Source organism: Parapusillimonas granuli (assembly GCF_013416525.1).
Classification (GTDB): domain Bacteria; phylum Pseudomonadota; class Gammaproteobacteria; order Burkholderiales; family Burkholderiaceae_B; genus Parapusillimonas; species Parapusillimonas granuli.
Map to the genome: position 1 here is coordinate 333,886 of NZ_JACCEM010000004.1, position 12,529 is coordinate 346,414.

Below are 12,529 nucleotides of genomic sequence, written 5' to 3' on the forward strand. Positions count from 1 at the left end.
ACCGGGGCATTTTCTTTGCCACAGCCTGTTGACCGACAATGAATCGCTATCCACTCTGGAAATACCTCACCGTACTGGTGGCCCTGATCATCGGACTGCTGTATACGCTACCCAATTTCTTCGGGGAGTCGCCTGCCGTCCAGGTGGCGGGCGCCAAGTCCACGGTCAAGGTCGACAACAACGTCCTCAGCAGGGTCGAAGGCATTCTTGCGCAAAACAACATCACCCCCACCGGTTCATTTTTTGAAATGAACGGGCCGGTGGGTACGGTGCGCGTGCGTTTCGAATCGACCGACGTCCAGCTCAAGGCCAAGGACATCATCGAGAAAGCGCTCAACCCCGATCCGTCCAATCCCGACTACACCGTCGCCCTGAACCTGCTGCCGGCTTCGCCCAACTGGCTGTCCTCGCTGGGCGCGCGGCCCATGTATCTGGGGCTGGACCTGCGCGGCGGCGTGCATTTCCTGCTGCAGGTCGACATGAAGGGCGCCCTGACCGGGCGCTACGACTCGCTGGCGAGCGACGTGCGCAATTCCCTGCGCGACGCCAAGGTGCCGCTGGCGGGCGTCGAACGCAGCGACATGTCGCTGGTCGCCTCGTTCAATAGCGCGGCCGACCGCGACGCCGCCGTCTCGGAATTGCGCCGCGCCATGCCCGACATGGCCTTCACGCCCAGCGGCGAAAGCGGCGGGCGCTTCCTGCTCACCGGCCGGCTCACCGAAGCCGCCGTCACCCAGGTCCAGGCCAACGCGCTGAAACAGAACATCACCACGCTGCACAACCGGATCAACGAGCTGGGCGTGGCCGAACCCGTCATCCAGCAGCAGGGCGCCGACCGCATCGTGGTCCAGCTCCCCGGCGTCCAGGACGTGGCCAAGGCGAAGGAAATCCTGGGCCGCACCGCCACGCTGGAAATCCGCATGGTCGACGACTCCCCGTCGGCCATGGCCGCGCTCTCGGCCGGCACCGTGCCGTTCGGGCTGGAACGCTACAACGACCGCGACGGCCGGCCCCTGCTGCTGCGCCGCCAGGTCATCCTGACCGGCGAGAACCTGCAAGACGCGCAGCCCGGCCGCGACCAGCAAACCCAGCAGCCGTCCGTCAACCTCACGCTGGATTCGAAGGGCGCCCGCATTTTCCGCGACGTCACGCGCGACAACATCAACAAGCGCATGGCCATCGTCCTGTTCGAACAGGGCAAGGGCGAAGTGGTCACGGCGCCCGTCATCCGCAGCGAGATTCCCGGCGGCCAGGTGCAGATCAGCGGCAGCATGACCGCCCAGGAAGCCGCCGACACCGCGCTGCTGCTGCGCGCGGGCGCGCTCGCGGCGCCCATGGAGATCATCGAAGAACGCACCATCGGCCCCAGCCTGGGCGCCGACAACATCAAGCAGGGCTTCGACGCCACGCTCTACGGGTTCATCGCGATCGCCGTCTTCATCATCATCTACTATCACCTGATGGGCCTGTTCTCGACCATCGGCCTGACCTTCAACGTATTGCTGCTGCTGGCCGTGCTGTCCATGCTGCAGGCCACGCTCACGCTGCCGGGCATCGCGGCCATCGCGCTCACGCTGGGCATGGCGATCGACGCCAACGTGCTCATCAATGAACGCATCCGCGAAGAACTGCGCCACGGCGCGTCGCCGCAGCAGGCCATACACCTGGGCTTCGACCGCGCCTGGGCGACCATCTTCGACTCCAACCTGACCAGCCTGATCGTCGGGGTCGCCTTGCTGGCCTTCGGCACGGGGCCCATCCGCGGCTTCGCCGTGGTGCACTGCATCGGCATCCTGACGTCCATGTTCTCCTCGGTCGTCGGGGTGCGCGCGCTGGTCAATCTTTTCTACGGCAACCGGCGCCGCCTGCAAAGCATTTCCATCGGCCAGATCTGGAAACCCGAAGAAAAATAATGCGGCAGCCGGCGCCCTCGGGCGCCGGCGCAATCCTACTACAGGCATAGCAACATGGAATTCTTTCGTATTCATCGCACCATCCCGTTCATGCGGCATGCGCTGGTGCTCAACCTGATCAGCCTGATCACGTTTGTTGCGGCGGTGGTGTTCATCATTGTGCGGGGTTTCCACCTCTCCATCGAGTTCACCGGCGGCACGGTAATGGAGGTGCACTACCAGCAGGCCGTGCAGGTGGACGACGTCCGCAATTCGATACAAGGCCTGGGCTATACCGATTTCCAGGTGCAAAATTTCGGCACCTCGCAAGACATCATGATCCGCCTGCCCTCGCGCGAGGGCGAGGACGCCGGCCAGCAAAGCGAAAAAGTCATGCAGGCGCTGCAGCAGGCGCACGCCGACGCCGAACTGCGCCGGGTAGAGTTCGTGGGCCCGCAAGTGGGGCAGGAGCTCTTGCACAACGGGTTGATGGCGCTGCTGTTCGTGGTCTGCGGCATCCTGATCTATCTGGGGTTCCGCTTCGAATGGAAGCTCGCGCTGGCCTGCGCGATCGCCAACTTGCACGACGTGGTGATCATTCTGGGCTTTTTCGCCCTGTTCCAGTGGGAGTTCTCGCTGTCGGTGCTGGCGGGGGTGCTGGCGGTGCTGGGCTATTCGGTGAACGAGTCGGTGGTGGTCATGGACCGTATCCGCGAAAATTTCCGGAAGCAGCGCAAGATGCCCGTGTCGGAGATCATCGATCTTTCCATCACGCAGAACATTTCACGGACCATCATCACGCACGGATCGACGCAGATGATGGTGATGTCGATGTTCTTCTTCGGCGGGCCCACGCTGCATAACTTCTCGCTCGCGTTGACGATCGGCATCTGGTTCGGCATCTATTCCTCGGTGTTCGTCGCGGCGGCCATTGCGATGTGGCTGGGCATCAAGCGGGAGGATCTGGTCAAGCCGGTCAAGAAGGACGACCCGAGCGCGGAGCTGATGGGGTAGCAACCGGCCCCGGCCGGGCGCCGAGGGTGTCCGGAACGGCGCGGCGGCCGGCGGCCGGCCGCGCGAGAACCAGAGAAACGGGCGAAGCTACTTCCCCCCGCCCGTGGCATGGACCACATACGCCGCCACCGCCTCCCTGGACGCTTCGTCCAGCGTTTCAGCGAACGACGGCATGGTGCCCGCCCCCTCCACCAACACTTTTTTGACCTGCTCCAGAGTCGGTTTAAGCTCGTCCAGATCCGGGCCGATGGGGCCGGCGGCCCCGGCATCCTGCAGCGTATGGCACACCGCACAGGCCGGGACCGCGTCCTTCATGAACAGAGCCTTGCCCTTTTCCAGCATGGCGGCATCAGGCTCCGCGGCGAGCGCCGGGCCCGCCGACAACAAAGACAGGCCCAGCAGACCACATAGTACAAAACGGCTCATCGAAACGTCCTCATGCAACCTTGATCGTTACCATGTGATCACGCCAGCTGTTGTTCAGATAGCCGCGATTGTTTTCCATCCGCTCTTCCGGCTGGGACTCGCCCGCCGCGTTCGTGCTGCGGCTGGCCAGCTGGTAGGTTCCCGGTTCGAGCTGGACGGCCAGGGCGAATTCGCGCCAGGCGTAGCGGCCCAGGTCGGGACCGACGAATTGCGCCGGCTGCCAGTCCTTGCCGCCGTTGATCGACACCTCGATGGTTTTTGCGGCCGTCATGCCGCCCATGGCCACCCCGCTGATCACCACCCGCCCCGCCTTGACGGGCTGAGCGGGATCTGAAGGGGTGTTGATCCAGGACTTGGGCGGCATTTCCCAGATCGATGCCTGGGTCGATTCGCCCTTGGCGCCCACGGGCGCCAAGCGATAGCCGGTTTGCTGTATCTTGGCGGGCGACTGCTCCTTGGTGAAGGCCAGCCGCTTGATGTACTTGACCGAATTCACGCCGGTATAGCCGGGCACGACGATGCGCAGCGGCCCGCCATGCGCCAGAGACAAGGGCTGGCCATTGAGTTCCCAGGCGAGTATGGCGTCTTCGAGCGCCGAGACGGGCACAGAGCGCTCCACCATGACGTCCTTCGGGTCGAGTCCGGCGGGCATGTCTTCGCCGCCGGTGCTGGTCATGTAGACCATGCCCTCGGACATGCCGCCGACCGCTTCCAGCACCGCCTTGACCGGAACCCCGGTGAAGATCACGCAGCCGGCGGCGCCCACCGTCCATTGCGTGCCGCTGGGCTTGCTGGGGAACCAGGCCCGGCCGTTGCCCGAGCACTGCAGCACCATGGGCAGGGCCGCCAGCCCCATGGTCTTGAGTTCCGCCACGGTGAAGCTGCGGGGCCGCGCAACGCCGGCGACTTCGAGCGTCCAGGCGTCGGGATCCTTGACGATGTCGAGCGACGGCGGAGCGATGTTGTTGCGAACGAACAGGTGTTCGGAAGGCGTGATGACGCTCGAACCGAATGCGCCGCGCTTGGTTTCGATGGTATTGGCGCTGTGGACGATGAGGGCGTCCGCGTTCTTCCATTTGGCGTACTCGGGCAAGGGCTTGGCGGCGGGCGCCGCGGCGGTGGCCTGCGCGCCCGCGGCGGTGGCCCGGTTCATGCCCCCCAGCCCGGCCAGAGCGACGACGCCGCCGGTGGACGCCAGCATGCGGCGCCGGGAGGGGCTGCCGAGTTCTCTCGTCTGTGTCATTGTTGTCTCCTTCTTTTCAAGTAATGCCCGGCCATCGGGGCCCGGCTGCGATCTGCATCGGCCAGGAAAGCCGACTACATTATATGCATTATAGATATATTGATATGCATCAATCGTAGCTTAAGTAGTTTTGAACGGTTGGCAGTACAATACCCGCTTTCCATTTCAGCCCCCGGGATATAAACCCGCCACGGCGATCGCCATGCAAGACCCCACCCCTCCCGCCCGCAAGCTGTTCATCCGCACTTTCGGCTGCCAGATGAACGAATACGACTCGGCCAAGATGGCCGACGTCCTCCACGACGACCAGGGCGTCGAACTGACGCAAGATCCCGAAGAGGCCGACATCATTCTCTTCAACACCTGTTCGGTGCGCGAAAAAGCGCAGGAAAAAGTGTTTTCGGACCTGGGTCGCATCCAGCACCTGAAACAGAACAAGCCCGACCTCATCATCGGCGTCGGCGGCTGCGTGGCCAGCCAGGAAGGGGAGGCCATCGTCAAGCGCGCCTCCTATGTGGACGTCGTCTTCGGCCCGCAGACCCTGCACCGCCTGCCGGAGCTGATCGCCAGGCGCCGGGTATCCGGCCGCGCCCAGGTGGACATCAGCTTCCCCGAGATCGAAAAATTCGACGCCCTGCCGCCCGCCCGCGTCGAGGGGCCGACGGCCTTCGTGTCCATCATGGAAGGCTGCAGCAAATACTGCAGCTTCTGTGTCGTGCCCTATACCCGGGGCGCGGAAGTCTCGCGCCCCTTCGACGACGTCCTGGTCGAGATCGCCGACCTGGCCGACCAGGGCGTCAAGGAAGTCACGCTGCTCGGCCAGAACGTGAACGCCTATCGCGGCCCCATGGGCGCCGCCGGCGAGATCGCCGACTTCGCCATGCTGCTCGAATACGTGCACGAGATCCCCGGCATCGAACGCATCCGGTACACGACCTCGCACCCCAAGGAAATGACCACCCGCCTCATCGAGGCGCACGGCGCCCTGCCCAAGCTCGTGCCTTTCCTGCACCTGCCCGTGCAGGCGGGCAGCGACCGGGTCCTGGCCGCCATGAAGCGCGGCTACACCTCGCTGGAATTCAAGTCCATCGTGCGCCGCCTGCGCGCCGCCAGGCCCGACATCACGCTGTCCTCGGACTTCATCGTCGGCTTCCCGGGCGAAACCGAGGACGACTTCCAGAAAACCCTGTCCCTGATACGGGACGTCGGTTTCGACCAGTCCTTTTCCTTCGTGTATTCGCGCCGGCCGGGCACGCCCGCCGCCGACCTCGAAGACAACACCGGCAAGGAAGAAAAGCTCGACCGCCTGCACAGGCTGCAGGCCCAGGTCAACGAGCAGGCGGCCGAAATCAGCCGCGCCATGGTCGGCAGCGTGCAGCGCATCCTGGTCGAAAAGCCATCCAGGCGCGACCCCAACGAGCTCTCGGGCCGCAGCGAAAACAACCGGATGGTGAATTTCATCGGCAATCCGCGCCTGATCGGCCAGATGGTGGACGTGCGCATCACCCAGAACCTGACCAATTCCCTGAAAGGCGAAATCGTCATCAACGAAACCCTGGACACGCTGCGCGCATGACACGACCGACAAGAACGGCCAAACCCGTGACCGTGAAACTGGAAGGCGACAACATGCATCTCGCCAACCTTTGCGGCCCGCTCGACGAAAATCTCAGGCAGATCGCCGACGGCTGGAACGTCAGCCTGAACCGGCGCGGCGAGCACGTGACCATCACGGGCGAACAGGCCAAGGCCGCCGGCAAGGCGCTGCAATGGTTCCACCGCCGCGCCACGCACAAGGCGCTCTCGGTCGACGACATACAGCTGGGCATGGTCGAGCTGGGCGTCGGCCGGGAGCCCGCGGAAAACCAAGCGGCGCCCGAACCGGCCGCCCTGCCCGACCTTCCCCCCGTCGACGACCAGAGCCTGAGCCTGCGCACGCGCAAGTCCGACCTGCGCCCCCGCACGCCGCGCCAGCGCGATTACCTGAACAGCATCCTGCGCCACGACATCACCTTCGGCATCGGGCCCGCCGGCACGGGCAAGACCTGGCTGGCCGTCGCCTGCGCCATCGACGCGCTGGAACGGGAAACCGTCCAGCGCCTGGTCCTGACGCGCCCCGCCGTCGAAGCCGGCGAGCGCCTGGGCTTCCTGCCCGGCGATCTCGTCCAGAAAGTCGACCCCTATCTGCGCCCGCTCTACGACGCGCTGTATGACCTGATGGGCATAGAACGCGTGCAGCGCCTGTTCGAGAAACAGACGATAGAGATCGCGCCGCTCGCCTACATGCGCGGGCGCACGCTGAACCATGCCTTCGTCATTCTCGACGAGGCGCAGAACACCACGCCGGAACAAATGAAAATGTTCCTGACCCGCATCGGCTTCGGCAGCAAGGCGGTCATCAACGGCGACCCCTCGCAAGTGGATCTGCCGCGCGGCCAGGCCAGCGGCCTGCTCCATGCCGTCGACATCCTGGAGTCGGTGCAAGGCATCGCCACCACCCGCTTCACCAGCCGCGACGTCGTGCGGCATCCTCTCGTTGCGCGCATCGTCGATGCCTATGAAAAAGCCGGCGACCATGTCGCCTGAACTCTCGCTGGCCGTCCAGTACGAGTCCCCGGCGCCCGAGCTCCCGCGCTGGAAGCTCCGCCGCTGGGTCCTGCGCGCCCTGGAGGGCGTCGCCCAGGCCCGGAAGGGTTCCGAAAAACCGGGCGCCGTGGCGCTTACCTTGCGGCTGGTCGATGCCGAAGAAGGCCGCGACCTGAACCGCTCATTTCGCGGCAAGGACTACGCCACCAACGTCCTGACCTTCGCATACGGCACCGATCCCGGCGGCACGGCCGCCGGCGACATCGTCCTTTGCGTTCCCGTGTTGCGCCGCGAGGCGGCCGAGCAAGGCAAGGAGCTGCTGCACCATGCCGCGCACCTGGTCGTGCACGGCGTCCTGCACGCGCTGGGCTACGATCACGTCGATGCCGGCGAGGCCCTTGAAATGGAAGCGCTCGAGGCCCATATACTGAGCAAAATGGGCATCGCCGATCCGTACGGGGGTTGACATCGGTCGATACCCGTGGCGGCAATTTCGGTTATGCTAAAACTCCTTGTATTCAGTCCATGGGACAATGTCAGAACCTAGCTCACCCGATGCCGAGCCTCGCCCGGCTAAACATTCTTCAAAATCTTTGTTTGAACGCCTGACCGCGTTCATGCGGCCCTCGGAGCCCGAAGACCGCGAAGACATCAAAGCCGTCCTGGAAGCCGCCCACGACCGGCAAGTCCTAGACGGCGAAGCCTACGCCATGATCTCCGGCGCCCTGGAAGTCGCCAACCAGACCGTCGCCGACATCATGGTGCCCCGCTCCAAGATGGACATGCTCGACATCAGCAAGCCGCTGGACGGCCTCCTGCCGGAAATCATCGAAACCGGCCATTCGCGCTTCCCGGTATACGAAGACGACCGCGACAACATCGTCGGCATCCTGCTCGCCAAAGACCTGCTTCTGACCATCACCAATCCCGCCATCGACCTGCGCCCGCTGGTCCGCCCGGCGGTCTTCATCCCCGAAACCAAAAGGCTGAACGTCCTCCTGCACGACTTCCGCAGCAGCCGCAACCATCTGGCCATCGTCGTGGACGAACACGGCGGCATTTCCGGGCTGGTCACCATGGAAGACGTCCTGGAGCAAATCGTCGGCGACATCGAAGACGAATACGATGAAGAAGCCGAAAAAACCATTTTCCAGACGGGCACCAACAGCTGGCGCGCAATGGGCATCACGGAAATCGAAACCTTCAACGAAAGCTTCCACACCGACCTGCCCGACGACGACTACGACACCATCGGCGGCTGGCTGGCGGCCGAACTGGGGCGCATCCCCCGCCGCGGCGACAGCATCAGCCATCAAGGGCTGAACATCACCGTGGTCGGCGCCGACGCCAAGCGCGCGCTCTGGCTCCACATCCAGCGCGACAACACCGAACCGGCCGCTCCTTCCGGCGCGGAATGACTTTGAACCTGCGCCCCGCACTCGACGGCAGGCTGGCGGGGCTGGCACTGCTCGGCGCCGCGCATGCGCTGTCCTTCGCCCCAGGCCCCCTGCCGCCCTGGGCCCTGCCCTACGTACAGATTTTCTCCCTCGCCATCCTGGCCTACCACGCGCTGCGCGCGCCGTCCGTGGGCGCGGCGGCCAGAGACGGCTTCGCCTTCGGTTTCGGCAATTTCGCCTGCGGCCTGTACTGGCTGTACATCAGCATGCATTTCTATGGCGGCATGGCGCTGCCCCTGGCAATCAGCGCGGTCGTGCTGCTCGCGCTCGCGCTGGCGCTGTATTCCGCCGGCGCCACGGCGCTCGGGCGCTGGCTGGCGGGCAGGCAGACGGCGGCCGGCCACGGCGCCGGGCGACAGGTGCTCACCGCCGCCGCATGGGCGTCGGGCTGGACGCTGCTGGAATGGCTGCGGGGCACGCTCTTCACCGGCTTTCCCTGGCTGAACATCGGCTATGCGCACATCGAAGGCGTGCTGGCTCCCTGGGCGCCGATCGTGGGCGTCTATGGCGTCGCCTGGCTTGCCGCCTTCGCCGCCGCGGCGATCGCGCTGCTGGCCTGCGCCAAGGACACGAAGAACGACGCCAAAGCGGCGGTCGGCGTGGGCCTTGCCGTCGTCTCCGGCCTGGCCGGCATCGGTCTTGGCCATGTCGCATGGACCAAGGCGCAAGACGCCCCCCTGATCATCAGGCTGGTGCAAGGCAATATTCCCCAGTCGGAGAAATTCGACCCCGCGCGGATGGCGCAAGGCATTGCCGCCTATCTGGAGCTGGCCGCCCTGCCGCCCAAGACGCCCGAAGGCGCCCCCGCCCTCATCGTCCTGCCTGAAACCGTCATGCCGCTGTTCCAGGACAGCATCGCCCCCGCGACCTGGCAGCGATGGCTCGACGTCGCGGCCCTGCGCAACGCCGGCATTCTCATGGGCGTGCCCCTGCGCGACCAGCGCGGCGGCGCGGCGCGCCACACCAACAGCGCCATCGCCTTCGACGCCTCCACCCCGCTGTCCGCCCTGGTCCAGGCCGCGCCGCCCCAGCGCTACGACAAGCACCACCTGGTGCCTTTCGGCGAATTCATCCCGCCCGGCTTCCGATGGTTCGTCGACGCCATGAGCATCCCTCTGGGCGACTTCGATCGCGGCGCCGTGCGCCAGCCGGTCTTCCAGATCGGCGCCCAGCGCATCGCGCCCGACATCTGCTACGAAGACGTTTTCGGTGAAGAAATCATCCGCTCGGTGCGGGACGACGACGTGCACGGCCCCGGCGCGACCATATTGGTCAACCTGAGCAACCTCGCCTGGTTCGGCGACTCCTGGTCCTTGCGCCAGCATTTGCAGATTTCCCGCATGCGCGCCCTGGAAACCGGCCGCCCCATGATCCGATCCACCAACACCGGCATGACCGCCGCCATCGATCCCACCGGACGGGTGCGCGCGATGCTGGAACCGCAACGCATCGGCGTGCTGGACGTCGAAGTGCAAGGAATGACGGGCGCCACCCCCTATGTGAAATGGGGCAACGGGCCCATACTGGCCTTCAGCCTGCTGCTCATCGCGCTGGCGCTTTTCAGGAGGGGGCGGGCTCCGCAGGCGGCCTGAACCCATGTCCGAGCTCATAAAAAAACAACGCGACTTGCACACAAGAAAAAATTCATGCATAATCTCGCTTCTTCGTTAAGCAACACACGACGGGGGTATAGCTCAGCTGGGAGAGCGCTTGCATGGCATGCAAGAGGTCAGCGGTTCGATCCCGCTTACCTCCACCACCTAACGAAGAAAACGCCGCAAGGCAACGCGTATTGGAATATGCTACAATGCGCAGCTTGTTTGTCCTGTCCCCTTCGTCTAGAGGCCTAGGACACCACCCTTTCACGGTGGGTACAGGGGTTCGAATCCCCTAGGGGACGCCAGTCGATCTGGCAAGATAGTACACCGCTGCGGAGCGGTAGTTCAGTTGGTTAGAATACCGGCCTGTCACGCCGGGGGTCGCGGGTTCGAGTCCCGTCCGCTCCGCCAAAGAATTCAGTAAAATCAAGCGCTTACACGACGTAAGCGCTTTTTTTTCGCCTAATTTATATTCCAAAATTAAGAGCTTACTTCAAAGCCCGGCCCTACCCCATAAACGGGGATATCAGGCTTGCCAGGAACATACAAAATATTGTATAAGTTCCGCATGTCCACACTTAAGCCTGTCGAGTTCCTCGGAAGTTCGCTTGAAGATCTTCGTGCCTTCCCGCTTTCTGCCAAGCGCGAAGCTGGTCACCAGATCGATCAGGTTCAGAACGGTTTGGATCCGGATGGCTGGAAGCCCATGAACACAGTTGGCCAGGGTGTCAAAGAAATCCGCATTCGCGACAGTGCCGGCGCCTTCAGGGTCATCTATGTTGCCAGGTTCGCCGATGCCGTTTATGTCATTCACTGCTTTCAGAAGAAGTCGGCGAAAACCAGCAAGGCAGACATAGATCTGGCCTCGAAACGTTATCGGAATCTATTGCAGGAGTTAAGTAAATGAGCAACCAACGATTTGCCAGTGTCTGGGATGCCATCGAGGACACGAAGGAAGAAGCAGAAAACATGAAGCTTCGTTCAGTCCTCATGACAGCACTGAAGCAACACATAGTTCATGCCAAGATGAGCCAGGCCGAAGCCGCCAAACTTTTTGGTGTGACCCAGCCCCGTGTTTCTGATCTGATGCGCGGAAAAGTCAACGTTTTTGGTCTTGATGCACTGGTAAATATGGCGGCTGCTGCCGGGCTGCATATTGAAATGCGCGTGCTTGAACCTGCCTGACGGCTTCAGTTCCTTTGGAATGAAAGTGCGCAAAATCGCATAGAATGGACATCAAACTTATACGTTTTTGGAATACGAATTGGCTGGAAACCCGCATAAACATTGACTTCTGTAACTGGCCTGTCACGCCGGGGGTCACGGGTTCGAGTCCCGTCCGCTCCGCCAAAGAATTCAATAGAAAAGCACTTACATGATGTAAGTGCTTTTTTTTGCCCGACTTATTTCCGACCCTGTCTGGCATCCTTGAACGCCGGCGCCTTCAGGGCCATCTACATTGCCAAGCGCCGCAGACGCCATCCATGTGATCCACTGCTTTCAGAACAAGACGGAAAGGACCAGCAAGGCAGATATGGATCCGGCCTCGAAACGTTACCGAGACCTGTTGCGGGAACTAAAACGATTCGCTCTTGTGGCTGATAGAACTATCTATTCAACCCTGTCTGTCTTGCTGGCAGTTCATTTCGTCTATAAAACGATACCACTAAGTCGTTGACCTTTTCAGCGTTCCAGAAGTTGGACGTTGATATCCTGGTAGATAGCTGCCCATTGGGCGTCATCTATCTCCATGAGCCTAAGAAAGCGCAGGTAAAATGCGCCCTCCGCTGCAAGAAATGCGAGGCGAGCCATCCGGCCTTCGGATGTGGTGGTGTCGACGTTCTCCAACTTATCTCTATACCATTCACGCGTGCCTTGCAGGAATTCCGGCGTTTGCATGAGCATGGTCATAACGCCAGCAGCCTTGCCGTCGGCACTGTTTTCGTCCTCGAAGGTTGCCGCAACGTGCCCTTTCACCCGCTCGACAGGCGTTGGGGCTGGTCCGACATGGTGCTCTAACAGCTCCTCATAGCGGCTCAGCCACCGCGTGCCGATCGACTCGATCAGCGCCGCCTTGCTCGCAAAGGTGTATTGCACCCCGCCTTTCGTGATTCCAGCCGTTCGCGCCAGCGCCTCGATCGTCAGGGAAGCAGCACCCTTTGTCCGCACGATGTCTTCCGCCAGGTCAAGAAGCATTTCGCGATCTATGTTCTTTTTTCGCCCCATAGTCCGTCCTATTTAAATACATACGTATTTATTGAAACTATACTATATGGATATACACATTCAGGCAAGAGGCTGAGAACAAACCAT

At 62.7% G+C, this 12,529-nt stretch carries 12 protein-coding genes and 4 tRNA genes; 13 read left to right on the forward strand and 3 right to left on the reverse strand.

The annotated features are described in order from the left end of the window. Positions 1–38: 38 nt before the first annotated feature. Positions 39–1,913 (forward strand): protein translocase subunit SecD, encoded by a 1,875-nt coding sequence (secD, locus tag H0A72_RS09210; protein WP_180154778.1) that lies wholly within the window; start codon positions 39–41, stop codon positions 1,911–1,913. A 54-nt stretch (positions 1,914–1,967) separates the two neighbouring features. Continuing rightward, the gene (gene secF / locus H0A72_RS09215; RefSeq protein WP_180154779.1) at positions 1,968–2,906 is read left to right on the forward strand and encodes a protein translocase subunit SecF; all 939 of its coding nucleotides are present in this window, start codon (positions 1,968–1,970) and stop codon (positions 2,904–2,906) included. Positions 2,907–2,993: 87 nt separating this feature from the next. Here secF and sorU read toward each other — a convergent pair whose 3' ends face one another. Both sorU and sorT read right to left on the reverse strand, forming a co-directional pair. Then, positions 2,994–3,332 carry a SorU family sulfite dehydrogenase c-type cytochrome subunit gene (sorU, locus tag H0A72_RS09220; RefSeq protein ID WP_180154780.1) on the reverse strand — a complete coding sequence of 113 codons (339 nt, stop codon included), beginning with the start codon at positions 3,330–3,332 and terminating at the stop codon, positions 2,994–2,996. Between the two features lie 10 nt (positions 3,333–3,342). Further along, positions 3,343–4,575 carry a SorT family sulfite dehydrogenase catalytic subunit gene (sorT, locus tag H0A72_RS09225; protein WP_246436909.1) on the reverse strand — a complete coding sequence of 411 codons (1,233 nt, stop codon included), beginning with the start codon at positions 4,573–4,575 and terminating at the stop codon, positions 3,343–3,345. Between the two features lie 202 nt (positions 4,576–4,777). On the opposite strand from sorT, the gene miaB reads away from it, so the two are divergent. From miaB to H0A72_RS09280, 11 genes are all read left to right on the forward strand, one after another. After that, entirely contained in the window at positions 4,778–6,151 is a 1,374-nt protein-coding gene (gene miaB, locus H0A72_RS09230; protein ID WP_180154781.1) for a tRNA (N6-isopentenyl adenosine(37)-C2)-methylthiotransferase MiaB, read from the forward strand. After that, complete coding sequence (locus H0A72_RS09235; protein WP_180154782.1) at positions 6,148–7,161, forward strand: PhoH family protein; 1,014 nt, start codon at positions 6,148–6,150, stop codon at positions 7,159–7,161. The genes miaB and H0A72_RS09235 overlap by 4 nt, the downstream gene beginning before the upstream one ends. After that, a complete protein-coding gene (gene ybeY, locus H0A72_RS09240) occupies positions 7,151–7,627 on the forward strand; it encodes an rRNA maturation RNase YbeY (RefSeq protein ID WP_180154783.1) in 477 nt (158 codons plus the stop codon). The genes H0A72_RS09235 and ybeY overlap by 11 nt, the downstream gene beginning before the upstream one ends. A gap of 67 nt (positions 7,628–7,694) precedes the next feature. Beyond that, a complete protein-coding gene (locus H0A72_RS09245; protein WP_180154784.1) occupies positions 7,695–8,579 on the forward strand; it encodes a CorC family transporter in 885 nt (294 codons plus the stop codon). Beyond that, the gene (lnt, locus tag H0A72_RS09250) at positions 8,576–10,210 is read left to right on the forward strand and encodes an apolipoprotein N-acyltransferase (protein WP_180154785.1); all 1,635 of its coding nucleotides are present in this window, start codon (positions 8,576–8,578) and stop codon (positions 10,208–10,210) included. The genes H0A72_RS09245 and lnt overlap by 4 nt, the downstream gene beginning before the upstream one ends. A 91-nt stretch (positions 10,211–10,301) precedes the next feature. Further along, positions 10,302–10,377, forward strand: a tRNA-Ala gene (locus tag H0A72_RS09255). Positions 10,378–10,445: 68 nt separating this feature from the next. Continuing rightward, positions 10,446–10,521 (forward strand) — tRNA-Glu (locus tag H0A72_RS09260). A gap of 29 nt (positions 10,522–10,550) precedes the next feature. Next, a tRNA-Asp gene (locus H0A72_RS09265) sits at positions 10,551–10,627 on the forward strand. A gap of 157 nt (positions 10,628–10,784) precedes the next feature. Beyond that, positions 10,785–11,123 carry a type II toxin-antitoxin system RelE/ParE family toxin gene (locus H0A72_RS09270; protein ID WP_180154786.1) on the forward strand — a complete coding sequence of 113 codons (339 nt, stop codon included), beginning with the start codon at positions 10,785–10,787 and terminating at the stop codon, positions 11,121–11,123. Continuing rightward, on the forward strand, positions 11,120–11,401 hold the full coding sequence (locus H0A72_RS09275) for a helix-turn-helix domain-containing protein (protein ID WP_180154787.1): 282 nt from the start codon (positions 11,120–11,122) through the stop codon (positions 11,399–11,401). The genes H0A72_RS09270 and H0A72_RS09275 overlap by 4 nt, the downstream gene beginning before the upstream one ends. A gap of 69 nt (positions 11,402–11,470) precedes the next feature. Next, a tRNA-Asp gene (locus H0A72_RS09280) sits at positions 11,471–11,566 on the forward strand. Positions 11,567–11,899: 333 nt separating this feature from the next. On the opposite strand, the gene H0A72_RS09285 is transcribed toward H0A72_RS09280, so the two are convergent. Next, entirely contained in the window at positions 11,900–12,412 is a 513-nt protein-coding gene (locus H0A72_RS09285) for a TetR/AcrR family transcriptional regulator (RefSeq protein WP_218953237.1), read from the reverse strand. Between the last annotated feature and the right edge of the window lie 117 nt (positions 12,413–12,529).